Genomic DNA, 15,985 nt, shown 5'->3' on the forward strand with positions numbered 1-15,985 from the left:
CGCCGATCCTGCTTCGATCATCAACACAGTTTCTGACGTCGTCAAAACCGCAGCCTCGGAAACCGAAAAGGCCGTCAGGGACAAGATCAGCGACGCCAGCGGAGAGCGGGCGACGTGAGGTAGGTTTCGGCTTGGTTTCACGATCAGGGCGCGCGTCCAAGCTAGCTGCAGCGTGGATGGCCAACGTCAAGCCACGTTGGACCATGCCTGCCTTGCCAGGTCGCATTTAGCGACGCCGTACCGCCAGCGATGACCTGTCGCGGCCCTGCGACTCTGGTAGAAAAGGACCAGCCGAGTGCCCTCGATGACTACGGTCGAGTGACCATTTTCAACTGGTTCTCCAGGGTCAAGAACCGGCCCGACCGTGCGGTAAGGGCCCTCGACATGCTCGGCGAGGGCGAAAAAGACCCGCTGGCGGCTGCCGCGTGGCCCTTCGGGGAGAAAGCATGTCGCGTTGAGAAGAATGCGCCCGCCCGGGAGCTCGACAAGCTGCGCACCCTCGATGCCCCATTCATAGTCAGGATGCTCACGCGAATTGTGGTGAGACAAATCGGTATGGTCGAGTATCTTGCCCACCCGCTTCCACGGCCCAAACCACGAATCCGACTGGCTGCGCGCGAGATAGATGTCGGGCTGCGGAACCTTGGTAAACCGTGGCATGCCTGAATAGACGATGTAGCGCTTGCCACCGATCAGGGCCGGATGCGGATCGTAGATCCCGTCCTCATCCGTACCGGGAAGTGCATCGATCGCGGACCCCATCACAGTCCAATCGAAGCCGTTGTCCGAGACAACATGCTCACAGCGGCCGCCCGATTTCATGAACTCGGTCTGGATGAACATATGAAAGAGCGAGGTGACGACAGATCGATATCGGAGCCCGCGATCAACCTTGAATTTTCGGGCGCGTTCCCATCGGACTATGTCCCCGACGCCACCGTCAGACTAAACCTCTATTCCCGGCTGCAACGCTTCGAGCGCGCAGCTGAGATCGATGCCTTCGCCGATGAATTGGAAGACCGTTTCGGCGCTCCGCCACCAGAAACGATCATGCTCATTGAGTTGGCCCGGTTGAAACAAGCCGCCGCTGGCGCCGGCATCGTCAGGATCGGCGCCGGCCCCGCAGCCATCGCCATCGAGCTCGCGAAGCTGGACTCGAAGCTTCTAGCCCGTCTGCAAAAGCACCCAGATTGCAGCCCACGCGAAGACCGCGTGATATTCAAAATCGCGACGACACCGGGGCCGGGACGTTTGCGCGCCGCGAGAAAGCTTGTCGATCTTTGCCGGGCGGCAACGACCTAAACAAGCCGAATCTTTGTCAGCAGGGTTGGCAAAGAAAGTGTCCTTCGCAACGGAGCGCTTCGACCAGAAGAAGTGTCGCGCCGAGGCAGTCGCCGGAAGCCTGCTCAGCCATGGTGAGGAGGGACCAGCGAACCAACGGTTGGGTGAAGTCATCGAAAGCGTGACCCGCAAAATGGCAGATTACCGCTTGCCCCAATTTGTCGAGAGCCATCAGTCCAAGGCCCCCGGTCGGATAGGCTAGCGCGGCGATGCGTTGGAGGTGTCGATCCCCATCGACACGAAGCTCGAAGAGGACCACGCCCTGAGTGCGCTCGGCGACGAGGTTAACCTTGTCGGAGAAAGGGCCTGGCATGTGGCGGATGGTGCCGACCACCATCTCAAACATGATCTCATCCAAGCCTGCGGAAATCATGTGGCGAGCTTGCAGGACTCGTCGGCAACCACAACAGTCAAAAGCACTTGTGCACAGCTAAACAACGCACTGATATAAAGCCGAAATCTGCGTTCACGGATCGCCGCCAACAGGGTCGCCGAGGGTGACTGGTGCGCATCAGCGGCTTTTGCATCATGCGCGCGTCGGGGGTTGGATGGGGAAGACATTTGTCCAAACAGCCCGCTCCTCACCGACGGCCTCTCGGGTCGGCAGCCGGAGCTCAGAGGTTCTTGTTGATCTTGGCCGCGACCTTGTTTGTGGCGTCCTTGACAGCCGATTTTGCATCGCCGACCGCCTTTTGTACTTTGCCCTTGGCTTCCTGCGCCTCGCCTCCGTCCCTGAGCCTGTCATTGCCTAACGCTCTGCCAACGCCTTCCTTGGCTTTTCCAACCGCCTGGTTAGCTAGACCCGAGGCCTTGTCGCTCTTGCTGCCCATAGAAATATTCCTCTTCGTTGGCTGTAAACCGTGGCCACCCGCAACGTCAGAGTCATCGAGAAGTTCCAGGGCTTTGCCAGGGAGAATGATTGAGCCAATGGCTTCATCGCCTCGACCTTTCGGGCTCGCCCTCGCCGCACACGGTCGCCTCTCCCGATAAACCTGGAGTGATGCGCAGCGTGGGTTTCGTCGGCATGCGGACACCGTACGCACATCGTTCTTCGAGAGACTTCTCGATGAGCATGTCACCTGCGAAACGGCAGGACCTAGTCCGCGTTGTCAGGTGATTAACTACCTCGTTGGCAAAGGGGGCCCCGGCTGACGATGTCACCTTGATCCGTCAATACAGAGCGTTGTGGGAGAGCTATGGCGTCGATCCGGTCAACATCAAACTCGACGCTGAGGCCGTCGCGTCGAGGTTCATTTTGTCTGGCCGACGGCGTTTCGAACTAGCTAGCTTCCTTGCAGAAGTTGATGGCGTGGCCCGTCGGGTCACTGGCCTGTCAGGTTCGAACGTCTACCCTGCCCCAACGTAGCGGTTCCATCCCGGCCGGGGACCACCGCGTCCGGGCGATTCATTGTCCACAACATAAGCGGAATGCTTTTCATCAACCTTTTGCGGGTCGGAACAAAGGCGAATGATCACATTCATCTGCTGAAGGGACACCGTAATCAGCAGACAGGACTATAAACATGAAGGCTTTGATCTTGAGCGCCGTAGCGCTTTCTCTTGGCATCCCGGCTATCGCCACGGCCGCCGAGGCTGATGTGGTGATCACGTCGCATCACCGTCACCACCATCGCGCCGTTGTCTATAATGACGAGGGAGGTCGGCTCCATCATCGCCATCATGGGCATGTCGCATTCTATGACAATGGCGAGCGTGCGTGGCGCCACCGCCATCACCGCCGGGATACGGTCATCGTGACGATGGGTCACCGTCGCCATCACCATCGACATGTCGTCATCGATCAGGGCAACGACTAGGCCGCGTGCGTGCCCGGCTCCGCTATATTGAAAGGCTCGAGCCGGGCGCACCGCAATCTGCCGGGCTTTCTTCTCGCTGGCTTTGTGGCTAAAAACTACTGACCCATCCCGAACTTGTAGGTCAGCCTAGCCATCACGGCATCAACTTTTGCGTCGGTGCGATAGGTCTCAGGATTAGCACCGAGGCTGCCGTTATCGAACACGTTGTTGCCCGTGCTCGTCTTATGACCGAGGTCAATGTGGGTGTAGTCCACGCCGAGCGAGAGGAAAAGCTCATCTCCTGTCACCAATTTGCCATCAGTGAACAAAATGAGAACATGAGAGTCAATACCTCTTGACCTGACAGGAATATGTTCCTTATTCCTGATGTATCTGAGCAGGAAAAAGGCCATGGGAAAGCGCCAAAATGCGCCGATTGGCGAAGCTATGTCCGATTTGGAGTTTACTGCCCAGCAGGCCATAGCTGCAGCCGGTGGCGACGTTGTGGTCGCCTTGCTGACCGTCTTGGCCAGGAACGCCAAACTTGAGCGGGAACTCGCTTTGTCACGCGCGGCGGTCTCGAATGGGTTTTCTCGCGGCTGGCTTAAGGCGCGCCCATAGATGGTGGACACCGCCGAAGACAATTTCCGGATCGAGGTTTGGGATCGGGAGGAGAAGACGCATCTCGAAACCATCTGTCGATCGCCGGATGCGATGGTGAGCCAAGCTGCCTGGCATGCCGCCATCAGGCGCCGGCCCGGCATGCTGCTGATCCATTACAACAGCCGCCACGTCATGGAGAAAATGGTCACGCCGGGCGAAGTAAAGCTTCCGCCTCAAACGATCATCGACGGCAGCATACACGCCGGACTCGACGTCTCGCTCGGCGATCTGCGAGAATGGCACACTCTGCGAGCCTGGTGCAAGAATTGCTCCCACCATGCCCCGGTAAAGGCGGCCGGACTTATCCGCCGATACGGGAGGGACGCGCTATTCAGCACTGTTGAGCGAGCGCTTCTCTGCACGAGCTGCGACCGGGGCGGGCCGGTCCGGCTCGAGGTCCACAGCATGCCGCGAAACTAAGGGTGATGACCGATCGCTTGCGACCCGGCTTGCGGCGGGTGTTTCTTTGTATCGAGCCTCGCGGAAGTCGAGCAAGTTCTGAAACACCTCCAGTTGCCCCGCGAAATTGCGCGCCAGATATCGAACCAGCTTGGGGTTGTTCAGCAGTCGGTCGAAATAGCTCGTAGCGGCGATCAGGTTTAGCATTTCTGAGCCGTGGGTGCTGGCAGCGCTCAGATAGTCATGGCTGACCTCGGCAATGTTGGCTTCCATGGCGGCCATTTGCGCCGGGGAAATACCCTCGTATCTTTTTCTGCGAGCCAAGGGATTGGTGAGTTGTGATCGTGGGGTGAGCTCGATCAAGAGCCTCGCTACTCGAAATTCCACGCGGTTCATCGCGAGCATCAACCGGACAACCTCAACCTGCCGGCCCGGCACGACCTCTCGTAACAAGCCGAAAATCTTCAAGGGGGCGCCGAAATCGTTCAGCATGTCGAGAGCTTCGAGGCAGATGCCTTCGACAAGCGGCTCGTCGACGCGCGGCAAGGAAATCTGCCGGTCTTCGCAGATACCCGCTTTCACCCCGGCCTCTGGCGAATTTTGCATCAAGATCGAAGGAAGCGTTGCGAAGCCATTCGATTGAAGCAATCCTTGAAATGCAGCGATGCGCAGGACATGACGAAAGGCATCGACGACGCTTTCCATCTGGTGTTTCACCGCGTCGGCTTCCCTGATGAATTCCTGCATATTGTCGACTTGGCGCCTGTAGGTCTTCAACAAACCGGAGACACGCAGCGGGTTCATCGGCGCCCGCGAATCTACCGTCAGCCGAATGGCATGCCGATTGTTTGTGACGAAGTCGCGAAGCCCGGCTTTCGTAGTTCTCATATATTTGCCGGCATTGGTTCTCGTCTCGCCATCTCAACCACAGGATCAAGCGAAGCGAACAGGAAGGCATCAAGGCGCACGCCATTGTCGGCCTTGAGCATGTGAAGGGCAGAATGCGCTTCATGAGCGGGTGCGATTAGGAAGTCACGAACGGTCTGATTATCGGTCTCCATCCTGATCAAAATCGTCACCTCTGGCCCGATGAGACCCCGCTTCCAGAACGGCCAGCGTGGAAACCCGGCGACGTTCATCCGATATTGCGCAGTCCAAATCGCCACGGAGAATTCATCATTGACACGCATAATCTTTGTTTGGGGATCGTACAGCGCCGAGCCACCGACCCCGCCGATGTCCGAGATCAAGTTCTCGATTGTTTGCTGCCGAATCTGAATGAGCCGCCTTCTGATGTCGAGTTTCCGATAGTTCGCCGACCCGTCGTATCCGATCAACTGGTAGGCGGCGTTCATGCTTCCAAAGCGATGCGCGTAAATGCTGGCTGAATGACAGCCTGGAGCTGCATCAATTATCGGACTCGACAGCCGTCCCCGCTCTTTCCAAAGCTTGGTCAGATCGGCCAGCAACTCCTCATCGGATCTGAGGTAGGTGCGCCCCCGCCTGATAGCTTGCGCACGATCGAACACCGCCCGGGTTACGAGCGGCTTGATGACGTTGTCGGCGCGCACAAATGCGCCTGGCGGATTTCTTACCCGGTTTTGCAGAAGCCTGTGGGATATCCGGTTCCAAACACTGTTGCCGATATATTTTTCGCTGGCCAGTATCGTGCCTACGCACTCTCCGGTCCAAGGCCGGCCAAACTCGGTGACCAGGCCGCGCGCGTTTAGAGCAGCCGCAATTTCGACTGCCGTTTTTCTCCTTTTCACAAACTGGTTGAATATCCATCGGACGGTTGAAACCTCATTTTCAGGCCCGGGAACGAGAACGACGCGGTCGCTGGCCAGGCCTTTTCGCTCATCGTGATGGAGGATTCCCTTCGGATTTCCAGAGCCGTCGACAAGAAGGCGCCTCAACCCATAGCCCGCGGGGCCACCGCCGCTGAAACCGAGTTTGACTATGCGGCTTTGGCCAGCAAAGACCCTCTCTGACAGCATTCGGCTGTATTCTGCTGCCATGCTACGCTTAATAGCCTTCAGCACGTCGGACCCGACGCTCCCATCGTTGACGAACAGTTCCGCGCAGAACTCGATCCGCACTCCGGCTCTTTGGCATCGGTATTCATAAGAGGCGCTTTCATCAGTATTCTGAAAGCGTCCCCATCGGCTGACGTCATAGACCACGACAGTTTCGAAATCGGCCCGCCGGCTTTCGATATCTTCGATCAGCCGCTTCAAGCCCGGGCGTCCCCAGATGTTGAGCCCGCTTCGGCCCGGATCTTCATACGTGGCAACGATCTCATAACCCATGACATCTGCATAGTTACGGATCGCGTCCTTCTGATTGTCGATGGAGTAGATTTGCCTATCCGTCGACATGCGCAGGTATTGAGCAGCGCGAGCCCTTCGCCTTTCAAACTCGGGGTGGGTGGTTGCTTTGTCCATCGCGCGGGCCATGGTACTCAGACCTGATAATAGAGGCCTGTACCGCCTGCGATTTGGTTAGGAAAACATGTCGAGTTTGCTTCGAATGCGAGCCGTCGGCCGCATCCAGATATATATCCGTGCGCAACTATATCGGCCGTTGAGATCAGCGGGTATGCCCGTTTCTTTTCCGCTTTGGAAACCATGGCTTTCAACTCATGGGAAACCCTGACTCACTTCGTGAGAATCCGCGCCGCCGTTCCGCCGCAATGCAACCGCACTCGGGCTTCATTCGCCCCTGTCCGTCAGTCCCCGGGGCTTTGAGTGGAGTTCCAGTGATGATCATCAAGAAGGCTATTCTCGCGGTGCTGGTTACCGCAGCACTTGCCGGCTGCCAGTCGCAGACCGAAGGCCAGCAGCGCGCCACCACGGGTGCGCTCCTCGGCGGCGCCGGCGGCGCGCTGGTCGGCCAGGCGATTGGCGGCAACACCAAGAGCACTGTCATCGGCGCGGCTGGCGGTGCGCTGCTCGGCGCCGTCGTCGGTTCCGCCACCACCCCGCAGCAGCCCCGCGGCGAACAGCTCTGCCGCTACCAGGACCGCTACGGCCGCATCTACACCGCACCCTGCGACGACCGCTATTACAACGGCAACTACTGAGCCGTTGCCGCCCCCTTCTTTGCGAAGGCCCAGACCATCAGCGGGTATTCCTCGTCGTTGCTGAGGTCCCGCCACAGACCGTAGGCGCGCACAGGGCCACCGATGTGGGCCCTGGCGCAGGCCTTGTTGCCCCAGCCATGGACCTTGACATTTGCTTCGGCAAAGCCGCCCTCGACCATCAGCTGCTTCAGGCCGGCGGGCGTCCACCTGTTGTAGTCGTGTGGCCTGGCGTGCACGCGAAACAGGAACGGTGTCGCCACCATCGCCCAGCCGCCTGGCCTGGTCATGGCGTGGATGTTTTGCACGGCCGCCGCCGGCCGCCGGACATGTTCCAGCACCTGATCGGCGATGACGATGGAATATTCTTCTTCCGTACGGTCCCGGCAGATGTCGAAGGCGGGGAAATCGACCGACCGGTAGTTTGGGCACATTGTCCGCCAGTATCGGTTCCAGCCGGGCGAGATCTCGATCACGTCCGAGGCCTTGCGGTTTCCGGCTTCTAGGAAAAGCGTGAACGCCTCAATCTGGCGGATGCGCAGCCAGTTGCGCGAATCATAGCCGAGCAGGCGTTTGGCCACCTGTTTGCTGCGGTTTTTCAGGGTGCCGGCAAGGCTTGTCGTCGTCACATCGACCTCCTCCTGCCCGCCGCGAGATGAGCCTAGCCCAGGCAAGTGGGCAAAAGATGACAGGACAGCCTATCGCACCCAGGACCATAGGCGCGAATAGCCTATTGAACCGTCATCTGTACAGATCGTTGCCGATCAGAGCGACGCCGAACGGCGAGTTGAGATAATCGAGGAACACGCCCTGATATTCTGGCACGCCGTCACCGTTGGTGTCACGCAGCAGGGTTTTCCGGTTGCTCGGTCCACTATCTTCGGCCGAGCTCGCGCAGCCTTGCGTCGCGGTAGCTTCGACCGGAGAGCGACGTGGAAACAGTTGCTCGCGCTGCTTGGTCCAGCCCTGTCGCGCTCTTGAAGGAACGGGCTCGCAAACACTAGGCTGGCGGGCAAGCTGGGCCAGGAGACCGCTTTTCGCCAAGCGGAAATATGGACCATCGAGGTCGAACCCAGAGATGGCCGACACTGCGTGGCGATGCTGCTGCGCGGCAGCGGCCGAGCCACTGTCGTGCTGACGGGACACTACGATACGGTCACCACCCGCGACTATGGCGCGTTGGAGGATATCGCCAACCGACCATCTGCTCACGCCGGCGCTCGGCAAAAGCCTCGCAGATGGTGGCACAGCGGCCGCCCAACGCGCGCGCGCCGATTTTGCCTCGGGGGAATTTCTCGCCGGCCGCGGCCTGCTCGACATGAAAGCCGGCCTCGCGGCGAGATTGGCCGTCTGCACGCAATTCGCCGAGAGCGCCAATCCGCCGGGGAACATCTTTTTCCTCGCCGTTCCCGACGAGGAGAACAATTCGGCCGGCGCGCGCAAAGCCGCGCAGGCGCTGCCATTCATCGCGCGCGAACGCGATCTCGACTTGGCCGCGGCAATCAATCTCGATGCGATCGCCGACGATGGCGACGGCAGCAAGGGTCGCATCATCGCCCTGGGCACCGTCGGCAAACTACTGCCCACCGCCTATGTGATCGGCATCCCTGCCCACAGCGGCTTTCCGTTGAACGGCTTGAACGCCGCAGCTGGCCGCCGCCATCGCCAAGCGCGTGGAATGGGCGCCGGAACTGACCGACCAGTCCCAGTTGGGGACTGGCACGCCGGCTAGCCTGCTCAGCATCCACGACAGCAAGGCCGGCTATGACGTGACAACGCCGGCAAGCGCCTTTGTCACCTTCAACGTGCTGAGCTATCGCTGGGCGCCAGACGAGATGCTCGACCGTTTCGAGCGGCTTTGCGCCGATGCGGTTTCGGCCTGCCTGGGAGATCTCAAGCTGCGCCTCGGCCCAGGCAATGGCTCCGCTGCGGTCAACCTGGTCGATAGCGTTGCGCTACACCGCTTTGAGGCTATTGCTGCCGGCCTCGACGAGGACGCCAAGTCCAAGCTGGGCGAACTCGGCGCTTCGCTTGCCGACGGAGAGCTCTCGCTGCCTGAACAGTGTCGGCTCGTCACGGAAGAAGCGTGGCGATTGAGCCATCTTTCCGAGCCGGCGATCGTCGTCGGCTTTGGCTCGATCCCCTATTTGCCGACAAATCTGTACCAAACACCGGCTGCAAAGAGGTTGCGCGAAATTGCCTTAGAGATCGCCGCCAACGCAACCCGACGCTACGGCTGTGCAATCGGCTGCGCGGACTATTTCGCGGGCATCTCTGATATGAGCTTCTTTGGGGAGGCGGTCGAGTCTTCGCTCGACGTTGTTGCCCGCAACACACCTATGTGGCGCGACGGTGTGCGGTGGCCCCTGCATCGTGGCCTGGCCAACATTCCGACGATCAACATCGGTCCGTGGGGTCGGGACTATCACACGCCGCTGGAACGGCTGCACATCGGCTACTCGTTCAACGTGCTGCCACGCGTCCTTGGCGAAGTCTGTACGGCTTTGCTCAACGAAGGCTGACGCGGACGCAGAGCACTTCGTTTGTCCACTCTAACGGAGGAAGAATTTGGCGAACGCAGAGTTGGACGGCGCTGGGTGGAAGCGAGGGCGCCCGGCCGGATTGACCGGGACCGGGTGGTGATTACGGTGGCCGATTCAGCGCAACTCCTGTTGCGTGACTGGCCGGCGCCGGCCTCGGAAGTTCGTCTCGCGGCACTCAGGGGCTGCCTCGCGGTACTGCGCGGTGAATAGCCGGCGCGATTTGCCAGGCAGGCATTCCTCGTCGGAGGCAGAGACGCCGAATACTGCTGCGAACCGATTTGACCTCGTCCCGCACTTTACTTCACAGCTCAGGGCTTAGACCTAGCCCTCAGGGTTTGGGCAATGTCGGTTGAGTGGGCTGCGTGCCCTGCTGGTCGCCGCCGGTGCTGCTCTGCGGCGTCGGATTGCTGTCGATCTTCGGGTTCTTGTCGACAGGCTGGCTGTTGACCGTATCCGTCTTGGATTTGGCGGGATCCTCATTGCATCCCGTCAAGGCAGCAAGCGCAATCGTCACCAACAGAATGGTTCTCATTCCAAGCCTCCCTTCCGTGCCACTGGCAAGACGTTAGACCAGTGACCCACCCGGTCAAATCGAACCGATAGGCCTTGCCGTGATGCTTTTCTGGCCAGCACCAGATCGAGTGCCGCGTCATCGACCGGACTGCGCATGAAGGGACGGACAGCCTGGCAAGCCGACTCCGTCGAGACAAAATCGCAGGAAGTGCTTCTGGCCACGACATAGTGTTCGATCAGAATACCAACCCGTTTCAGCGCGATGTCTTGGGCATACTGCATCTGCTTCTCCTTGGCTGCCGAACTTCCGGACACGAGTGTTGTTCCACCTGTACAGAAAACTTCGCTTCCGGGCCGCCGCACCATCTGACGCTGGCGCACGGATCCAAGGGACAATCCTGCCGCGCGGTGGTTGGGGCGCAACCAGGAGCGCAAAATATGACCGGCAGCAACAAAACTGGCGGTGGTTACCGGGGCCTCAAGGAGATAGACAAGAAACTCGCCAAACTTTGGGCGAGGGCCGGTTTTAACTTGATCATCGCGGCCGATGAGCCGGCGATCAGGCAAGCGGCCGAGGGCGCTTTCGTCGAAGACGTGGCGGTGAAGCGCTTGAAGTCGATCTGGCAACCCTAGAGGGCGCCGAAAAATTGATCGCCCGGATCGGCGATCGTATCGATCTTCTTTTTCTAAATGCCGGGCGCGGCCTCGGCACGGTTTTCTCGACCAGGACTGGAAAAAAGGCCCGTCGCATCGTCGACACCAACATGACCGGAACAATCTGTCCAGCCCATCAACTGGCGGCGGGGATGCCTTGAGTCGCGTCCGGCGCCAGATGGCCGGGGTTCGTAGGAACAATTGCAGGTGGCGTCCGTTTGTTGGCTATCAGCCATCGAGGAACCCGCATGACCGCACCACGAGCCGTTTGGAAGGGCTTCTTGAAAGTCGGATCCGTTACATGTGGCGTGAAGATCGTCGGCGCGACCAGCGAGGCGTCGAAGATCCATTTCAAAATTCTCAATCGCAGGGACGGCTTGCCGGAAAAAAGCGCCTACATCGATGAAGCGACTGAGGAGGAAGTCGACGCCGAGGACCAGGTGAAGGGTTTCGAGATCGACAAGGACGACTACGTGCATGTCGAGCCCGATGAACTCAAAAAGCTGAAGCTTACCTCGGAGCACACGTTGGAAGTCGGCGAGTTTGTCGACCTCGACGATGTCGACACGCGATATCTTGAAAAGCCGTATTACCTCATTCCGGCCGACGGCGCAGCGGCCGAAGCTTTTGAAATCATCCGCAAGGCCATGGAGGAGAGAAAGGTCGCGGCCCGCTCCTGCGTCGTGCTTTACCAGCGTGGCCGCGAAGTGCTGATCCAGCCCTTCGGCAAAGGCATGCTCTTGACCGAGCTGCGCAGCCACGGCGAGATGATATCTGCGGAAAGCGTGTTCGCCGATATCAAGAAGGTAGAATATGATGCGGACCTGATCGAGGTCGCCAGCCTGCTGATCGACAAGAAAGTGACCCGTTTCGATCCGTCGAAATTTGAAGACACCTACGAGGACGCGCTGATCGCGATGATCGAGGCCAAGCGCAAAGGCAAGCCGCCGCCAAAACCGGCGCCCAAGCCGAAGGAAAATGTCGTCAACCTGGCCGAGATTTTGCGCAAGAGCCTGGCGCAAGCGGACGGCAAGTCGGAGAAAGGCAAAGCCACGGCATCGCGCAAGCGATCGGCCTAGCTAGGGCGCTCGAGCCTGCCCGCCTCAGCCTCGCACTCCAGCGTCCAAAGCCAGGCTGCGAATGTTCGTGCGGGATGTTGCAAGGCTGCGGCCCAAGCTGCGGGAAGCGCATCGGAAGATTATCGAAATAGACTAGCCGAATATCCCGGATCCTTGCTGGGCAAGGTGCTCCGGTTCACTCTTGCCTGCCCCTGCAACAAGCCTCACCGGGAATTTCAGAGTTGCACCTTGGCATTGTCACCAACATCAGGTTTGGCCCCGGTAACTGCAGCGAAAACCATCTTTGCAGTAGCGACGACAAGCCCCGGGCTGTCCCACAATTCGCCTTCGTCCGGGGTCACCTTGATAAGCCGGATTTCAGGATCGCTGGCGCTTTCCCACCAGGCCTTGTCGGTCTTTTCCCAGAGCTCCGCGATTTTCCCTCTGTCGTTTGTCACTGCGGCCGACCCCGAGATCGTAACGTATTTGTAGTGGCTGCTGTCGCTCCAGGCCAATGTCACCTTGGGATATTTCGCCAGCTGCTTGTTCTTGGCGCCGTCGTCATTGACGAGGAAATAGACGGCATCCTCGTCCCTCCTGACGCGAGCCGAGAGAGGACGGGCGCGATTGTATTTCCCGTCCCAGGTCACAAACATGCAGATGTCGATATCCGTGGCGAGTCCCCAGATCCGGTCCGTGGCCTGGGCCGGGGTGAGGTCGCTATCTTGCTCTCGATCGTGGGTCATGAGTTGTCCTTCGGGATAAGGTGATTTTGCTACAACTCCGGGAGGGTCTCCACGTTCCAGTCAATCGCGCGAAGCGACACCGTGCAGACTGGACCCAGCCCGGTGCATTCCATCCGGGAACCCTCATCCCAATCGAGTGTTCTTGTTGGGCGAATTCACCCTTTGAACATGGCGAGAGACGTGCGGCTGAGCAACTTTGGAATGCGATCTGCTATCAGAAAGGCGGTCGCCGTCCGGCCAAGGCTTGGGCGTTGGCTCGATAATCTCAAATATCTTGCCGTTGCTATCACGGCCGGCCTGGTCACGCTGGTGGCGATTAACCTGATGCCGGATCCACGCGCGATGCGCACGATCGTCCCACACGTTTTCAATGCTGAAGATCCCGCATTCGCAAGGAGCATGAGCAGCTATTCAAACGGACAGATGTACGATGCGAATGCCGTACAGACCCTGGTCAATGGCGACGATATCTTTCCGGCGATGCTGCGAGCGATCCATGCTGCTCATTCCAGCATCGATATGGAAACCTACATCTATTGGTCGGGTACGGTCGGCTACGACTTCGCCATCGCTTTGGCTGCGAAGGCGCGAGACGGCGTCGAGGTTCGCGTACTTGTCGACTGGGCCGGCAGCCTCCCCTTCGACGAAGATCTAGTCCACGTCATGACGAGCGCCGGAGTGCGGTTTCAGCGTTATCGACCCGTCCATTGGTACACAATGGATCGGGTGAACAATCGAACCCACCGCAAGCTTCTCATAATTGACGGGAAGATCGCATTTACCGGAGGCGTCGGGATCGCCGACAACTGGCTGGGAGACGCACGCAACCCGAATGAGTGGCGAGACACCCACTATCAGGTAGAAGGACCCGCCGTATCCGCCTTCCAGGCGGCGTTCGCCGAGAACTGGCTCGAGGCGGCAGGCGAGACCTTGCAAGGTGAAAAATTCTACCCGCCACCTGAACCCGCAGGATCACTCAGCGCGCAGTTGATCCTGGCTTCCCAGCCGAATGGCTCTGTAAACATGGAGTTGATGATGTTGGCCGCCATGGCTGCCGCCAAGGATCACCTGCGGATCGGAATGGCCTATTTCGTTCCGGACGACATTGCGATCCAGCAAATCTTGGACGCCAGGAAAAGAGGCGTCGCGGTCGACGTCATTGTCCCCAACTCGCTGACGGATGTCCCCATCGTTCGAAAAGGCTCGCGCTATTTCTGGGGCGAGTTGCTCAAAGCCGGGGTGCGCATCCACGAGTTTCAGCCGACAATGTATCACCCTAAGCTGTTGATCGTGGATGATGTGTGGGCCAGCTTCGGCTCGGCCAACCTGGACGAGCGGTCGCTGCGTCTCAACGACGAGGCCAATCTGAACATTTACGGCAAGGATTTCGCACAGACGCAGATCGATCTGTTCAACCAGGACCTTGGGCGGTCGAGGCAGATCAGTCTTGAGGAGTGGCAAGCGCGGCCGTGGACTGAAAAGGTGACGGACTGGTTGTCGAGCAGACTGCGCTCGCAGCTGTAGTGTCTGTGCAGACAAGCCGCACTATGTAAGCCTCTGATCGAACAGGTGAGAGGCAGCTGATCAATGGCAAAGCATGCCGTTGTCAGTTCATTGGCACCTGCCATGAGCCCATTCCACAAGGTGACCCTGCTCTCGACGGCGACGCGCGCGCTGGTCGGTCATGGAGCAGCAGAACATCCGCCGGTTGGTATGCATCACCGGCCTCGGCGCCGGTGACAGCCGCGGCCATGGCGGTTTCTTCTTCGACCGACTGCTCCTGCCCCTGATGCTGCGGAAGGTCTATGAAGACAAGGATCGCCAGGAAGATGCCATCCGGGGCAGCACGCTCGACTGGACCATCGTTCGACCGATGGTGCTCAACGACAAGCCAGCGCGCGGCCGCATCAAGGCAGTGACCGACCTTTCAGGGGTACATGGCGGGACGATCGCGCGAGCCGATGTCGCGGATTTCGTCGTTCAGCAACTCACCGCGGATACGTGGTTGCGCAAATCGCCCCTGACCGTGAACTCATAAAGGGTCGGGGTGGGCGGGCTCGTGCTCTTACGGTGCTGCAAACTGATCCGCAAGACACTGATGCGCAGCGAGAACGTCGAGATACTATCGGACAAGACCAATGCCGCTGTCATGCGGCATGCTGGTCGCGCCTTCCCGGGCGTTAGGCGGGTGCACCCTTGCACACACGGTTCAGACGCACGACTTCCCCGTCGGAATCGGCATGATACTTTACGCGCTTACGGCGTTTGTTCGTGGCCCCTGTGGGCAGGTCCTTTAAAAGCTTGAAAGCTCTGGCCACTCTCCGCTGGCAGGTCGAAGGCCGACTTCTCCTTCGTGATTCCCTCGATGGGCACACCAGCGGATTTTCTGCATGGCGGCGATGGTTCCCGCGGAGAAGCGAGGGGCGCGGACTGCGTCGTGGCCGGGAAAGAAGAGGCTACGGAACATTAGAAGTCGCCAATTGTTTATAGCATCGGAAAACTGAAAAAGCCCCAGTGGATGCTCGTGAATGAACACTGCCCAGCGCGTCAATTCGTGGATTACTGCTCAGAAGCCAATCGCTATCTGCGACAGCTGCATCGTGGACGAATTGAATGTAACTCCAGCTCAAGTCGGCCAGATCACCGGGGCCCTTGGAACCACGTCCGACTTCGACCGCGATAAAGGAGTATGCGGGCGCTGCTGCGAGAAGACCGTTATACGCGCGAATTAGTCTGGAGCTGAGCGTCGACTGAAGGCAGTCCCCGGCCAAGCAAGGGGTCGATGTGCTGGCCTGCTGAATTGTCATTCGGCTGGTGAAGCGAAGTCAGGACGAACTATCAACGTGGGAGCGCAGGTAGGTCCGGCGCCGCCCACCGCCGGGCCATCTTTCGCTTTCGGTTTTACCAACCTTGCCTGCCATACCAGTCATCGATATCGCGTCGCGCGCGATCCTTTTCGATGCCGTAGCGCTCCTGGATTTTGCCTTCGAGCTGGTCGCGCTTACCTGCGATGCGATCAAGGTCATCATCAGTGAGTTTCCCCCACTGTTCCTTGACCTTACCCTTCACCTGCTTCCAATTTCCTTCGACGCGGTTCCAGTCCATGACGACCTCCATTGTTCGAAAAAGGCGGAACGTCGTCGAACCTCCGAGGTTCCCGGCGACCAGGGATTCATAAAATGACCGGGGTCGC

21 protein-coding genes and 2 pseudogenes are annotated in these 15,985 nt (G+C 59.2%); 10 read left to right on the forward strand and 13 right to left on the reverse strand.

Annotated features, from left to right (window positions below):
• Positions 1-186: 186 nt before the first annotated feature.
• Entirely contained in the window at positions 187-843 is a 657-nt protein-coding gene (locus EN850_RS29670; RefSeq protein ID WP_245521048.1) for a hypothetical protein, read from the reverse strand.
• On the opposite strand from EN850_RS29670, the gene EN850_RS29675 reads away from it, so the two are divergent.
• Positions 844-1,302: a TRCF domain-containing protein gene (locus EN850_RS29675; RefSeq protein ID WP_167531278.1), complete on the forward strand. Its 459-nt coding sequence runs from the start codon at positions 844-846 to the stop codon at positions 1,300-1,302.
• A 16-nt stretch (positions 1,303-1,318) separates the two neighbouring features.
• Here the strand turns inward: EN850_RS29675 and EN850_RS29680 are convergent, their stop codons facing one another.
• The 6 genes from EN850_RS29680 to EN850_RS29715 all read right to left on the reverse strand — a co-directional run bounded on the left by EN850_RS29680 (position 1,319) and on the right by EN850_RS29715 (position 6,643).
• A complete protein-coding gene (locus EN850_RS29680) occupies positions 1,319-1,687 on the reverse strand; it encodes a hypothetical protein (protein ID WP_135906998.1) in 369 nt (122 codons plus the stop codon).
• Positions 1,688-1,955: 268 nt separating this feature from the next.
• Positions 1,956-2,171, reverse strand: coding sequence for a CsbD family protein (locus EN850_RS29685; protein ID WP_135906996.1), 216 nt, complete (start codon positions 2,169-2,171; stop codon positions 1,956-1,958).
• A 672-nt stretch (positions 2,172-2,843) separates the two neighbouring features.
• The gene (locus EN850_RS37890) at positions 2,844-3,131 is read right to left on the reverse strand and encodes a hypothetical protein (RefSeq protein ID WP_167531277.1); all 288 of its coding nucleotides are present in this window, start codon (positions 3,129-3,131) and stop codon (positions 2,844-2,846) included.
• Between the two features lie 122 nt (positions 3,132-3,253).
• Positions 3,254-3,901 (reverse strand): hypothetical protein, encoded by a 648-nt coding sequence (locus EN850_RS37360; protein WP_245521049.1) that lies wholly within the window; start codon positions 3,899-3,901, stop codon positions 3,254-3,256.
• Positions 3,902-4,127: 226 nt separating this feature from the next.
• Entirely contained in the window at positions 4,128-5,003 is an 876-nt protein-coding gene (locus EN850_RS29710; RefSeq protein WP_245511659.1) for a plasmid partitioning protein RepB C-terminal domain-containing protein, read from the reverse strand.
• Between the two features lie 80 nt (positions 5,004-5,083).
• On the reverse strand, positions 5,084-6,643 hold the full coding sequence (locus tag EN850_RS29715) for a recombinase family protein (RefSeq protein ID WP_135880743.1): 1,560 nt from the start codon (positions 6,641-6,643) through the stop codon (positions 5,084-5,086).
• A 317-nt stretch (positions 6,644-6,960) separates the two neighbouring features.
• Here EN850_RS29715 and EN850_RS29720 point away from each other — a divergent pair, with 317 nt between their 5' ends.
• Positions 6,961-7,281: a YMGG-like glycine zipper-containing protein gene (locus EN850_RS29720; RefSeq protein ID WP_135881133.1), complete on the forward strand. Its 321-nt coding sequence runs from the start codon at positions 6,961-6,963 to the stop codon at positions 7,279-7,281.
• On the opposite strand, the gene EN850_RS29725 is transcribed toward EN850_RS29720, so the two are convergent.
• Positions 7,275-7,907 carry a methyltransferase domain-containing protein gene (locus tag EN850_RS29725; protein WP_135880744.1) on the reverse strand — a complete coding sequence of 211 codons (633 nt, stop codon included), beginning with the start codon at positions 7,905-7,907 and terminating at the stop codon, positions 7,275-7,277. The genes EN850_RS29720 and EN850_RS29725 overlap by 7 nt on opposite strands.
• Before the next feature lie 118 nt (positions 7,908-8,025).
• Positions 8,026-8,172 (reverse strand): annotated as a pseudogene (locus EN850_RS36535) (sorbosone dehydrogenase family protein); the annotation flags it as partial.
• A 277-nt stretch (positions 8,173-8,449) separates the two neighbouring features.
• Between EN850_RS36535 and EN850_RS29735 the strand changes: the two are divergent.
• The 3 genes from EN850_RS29735 to EN850_RS29745 all read left to right on the forward strand — a co-directional run bounded on the left by EN850_RS29735 (position 8,450) and on the right by EN850_RS29745 (position 10,031).
• Positions 8,450-9,010 carry a M20/M25/M40 family metallo-hydrolase gene (locus EN850_RS29735; RefSeq protein WP_135906986.1) on the forward strand — a complete coding sequence of 187 codons (561 nt, stop codon included), beginning with the start codon at positions 8,450-8,452 and terminating at the stop codon, positions 9,008-9,010.
• Positions 8,952-9,800: a hypothetical protein gene (locus EN850_RS29740; protein ID WP_135918163.1), complete on the forward strand. Its 849-nt coding sequence runs from the start codon at positions 8,952-8,954 to the stop codon at positions 9,798-9,800. The genes EN850_RS29735 and EN850_RS29740 overlap by 59 nt, the downstream gene beginning before the upstream one ends.
• Before the next feature lie 117 nt (positions 9,801-9,917).
• On the forward strand, positions 9,918-10,031 hold the full coding sequence (locus tag EN850_RS29745; protein WP_272483032.1) for a DUF982 domain-containing protein: 114 nt from the start codon (positions 9,918-9,920) through the stop codon (positions 10,029-10,031).
• A 118-nt stretch (positions 10,032-10,149) separates the two neighbouring features.
• Here EN850_RS29745 and EN850_RS29750 read toward each other — a convergent pair whose 3' ends face one another.
• Together EN850_RS29750 and EN850_RS29755 are read right to left on the reverse strand one after the other, a co-directional pair.
• Positions 10,150-10,353, reverse strand: a complete 204-nt coding sequence (locus EN850_RS29750) for a hypothetical protein (protein ID WP_135880749.1) — start codon at positions 10,351-10,353, stop codon at positions 10,150-10,152.
• Complete coding sequence (locus tag EN850_RS29755) at positions 10,350-10,616, reverse strand: hypothetical protein (RefSeq protein ID WP_135918164.1); 267 nt, start codon at positions 10,614-10,616, stop codon at positions 10,350-10,352. The genes EN850_RS29750 and EN850_RS29755 overlap by 4 nt, the downstream gene beginning before the upstream one ends.
• A gap of 156 nt (positions 10,617-10,772) precedes the next feature.
• Here EN850_RS29755 and EN850_RS29760 point away from each other — a divergent pair, with 156 nt between their 5' ends.
• The 3 genes from EN850_RS29760 to EN850_RS29765 all read left to right on the forward strand — a co-directional run bounded on the left by EN850_RS29760 (position 10,773) and on the right by EN850_RS29765 (position 12,067).
• Positions 10,773-10,967 (forward strand): hypothetical protein, encoded by a 195-nt coding sequence (locus EN850_RS29760; RefSeq protein WP_135906982.1) that lies wholly within the window; start codon positions 10,773-10,775, stop codon positions 10,965-10,967.
• A gap of 14 nt (positions 10,968-10,981) precedes the next feature.
• Positions 10,982-11,149, forward strand: coding sequence for a hypothetical protein (locus tag EN850_RS36540; protein ID WP_167531276.1), 168 nt, complete (start codon positions 10,982-10,984; stop codon positions 11,147-11,149).
• A gap of 87 nt (positions 11,150-11,236) precedes the next feature.
• The gene (locus EN850_RS29765) at positions 11,237-12,067 is read left to right on the forward strand and encodes a Ku protein (RefSeq protein WP_135918165.1); all 831 of its coding nucleotides are present in this window, start codon (positions 11,237-11,239) and stop codon (positions 12,065-12,067) included.
• Positions 12,068-12,282: 215 nt separating this feature from the next.
• Here the strand turns inward: EN850_RS29765 and EN850_RS29770 are convergent, their stop codons facing one another.
• Positions 12,283-12,792: a pyridoxamine 5'-phosphate oxidase family protein gene (locus EN850_RS29770; protein WP_135906978.1), complete on the reverse strand. Its 510-nt coding sequence runs from the start codon at positions 12,790-12,792 to the stop codon at positions 12,283-12,285.
• Positions 12,793-12,972: 180 nt separating this feature from the next.
• Between EN850_RS29770 and EN850_RS29775 the strand changes: the two genes are divergently transcribed.
• Together EN850_RS29775 and EN850_RS29780 are read left to right on the forward strand one after the other, a co-directional pair.
• Positions 12,973-14,316, forward strand: a complete 1,344-nt coding sequence (locus EN850_RS29775; protein ID WP_245511656.1) for a phospholipase D-like domain-containing protein — start codon at positions 12,973-12,975, stop codon at positions 14,314-14,316.
• A gap of 69 nt (positions 14,317-14,385) precedes the next feature.
• A pseudogene (locus EN850_RS29780) lies at positions 14,386-14,830 on the forward strand (NAD(P)H-binding protein); the annotation flags it as partial.
• A gap of 863 nt (positions 14,831-15,693) precedes the next feature.
• Here EN850_RS29780 and EN850_RS29785 read toward each other — a convergent pair.
• A complete protein-coding gene (locus EN850_RS29785; RefSeq protein ID WP_091586081.1) occupies positions 15,694-15,897 on the reverse strand; it encodes a CsbD family protein in 204 nt (67 codons plus the stop codon).
• Positions 15,898-15,985: the final 88 nt, after the last annotated feature.

Origin of the sequence: Mesorhizobium sp. M8A.F.Ca.ET.207.01.1.1, from assembly GCF_004794715.1 — a bacterium.
Taxonomy (GTDB): Bacteria; Pseudomonadota; Alphaproteobacteria; order Rhizobiales; family Rhizobiaceae; genus Mesorhizobium.

Bases quoted from the DNA above. Each gene is read 5' to 3' on its own strand.
- EN850_RS29670 (WP_245521048.1), bottom strand. From the start codon at position 843: ATGTTCATCCAGACCGAGTTCATGAAATCGGGCGGCCGCTGTGAGCAT.
- EN850_RS29675 (WP_167531278.1), top strand. From the start codon at position 844: ATGAAAGAGCGAGGTGACGACAGATCGATATCGGAGCCCGCGATCAAC.
- EN850_RS29680 (WP_135906998.1), bottom strand. From the start codon at position 1,687: ATGTTTGAGATGGTGGTCGGCACCATCCGCCACATGCCAGGCCCTTTC.
- EN850_RS29685 (WP_135906996.1), bottom strand. From the start codon at position 2,171: ATGGGCAGCAAGAGCGACAAGGCCTCGGGTCTAGCTAACCAGGCGGTT.
- EN850_RS37890 (WP_167531277.1), bottom strand. From the start codon at position 3,131: ATGTCGATGGTGATGGCGACGGTGACCCATCGTCACGATGACCGTATC.
- EN850_RS37360 (WP_245521049.1), bottom strand. From the start codon at position 3,901: ATGCCGGGCCGGCGCCTGATGGCGGCATGCCAGGCAGCTTGGCTCACC.
- EN850_RS29710 (WP_245511659.1), bottom strand. From the start codon at position 5,003: ATGAACCCGCTGCGTGTCTCCGGTTTGTTGAAGACCTACAGGCGCCAA.
- EN850_RS29715 (WP_135880743.1), bottom strand. From the start codon at position 6,643: ATGGACAAAGCAACCACCCACCCCGAGTTTGAAAGGCGAAGGGCTCGC.
- EN850_RS29720 (WP_135881133.1), top strand. From the start codon at position 6,961: ATGATCATCAAGAAGGCTATTCTCGCGGTGCTGGTTACCGCAGCACTT.
- EN850_RS29735 (WP_135906986.1), top strand. From the start codon at position 8,450: ATGGCGCGTTGGAGGATATCGCCAACCGACCATCTGCTCACGCCGGCG.
- EN850_RS29750 (WP_135880749.1), bottom strand. From the start codon at position 10,353: ATGAGAACCATTCTGTTGGTGACGATTGCGCTTGCTGCCTTGACGGGA.
- EN850_RS29755 (WP_135918164.1), bottom strand. From the start codon at position 10,616: ATGCAGTATGCCCAAGACATCGCGCTGAAACGGGTTGGTATTCTGATC.
- EN850_RS29760 (WP_135906982.1), top strand. From the start codon at position 10,773: ATGACCGGCAGCAACAAAACTGGCGGTGGTTACCGGGGCCTCAAGGAG.
- EN850_RS29765 (WP_135918165.1), top strand. From the start codon at position 11,237: ATGACCGCACCACGAGCCGTTTGGAAGGGCTTCTTGAAAGTCGGATCC.
- EN850_RS29770 (WP_135906978.1), bottom strand. From the start codon at position 12,792: ATGACCCACGATCGAGAGCAAGATAGCGACCTCACCCCGGCCCAGGCC.
- EN850_RS29785 (WP_091586081.1), bottom strand. From the start codon at position 15,897: ATGGACTGGAACCGCGTCGAAGGAAATTGGAAGCAGGTGAAGGGTAAG.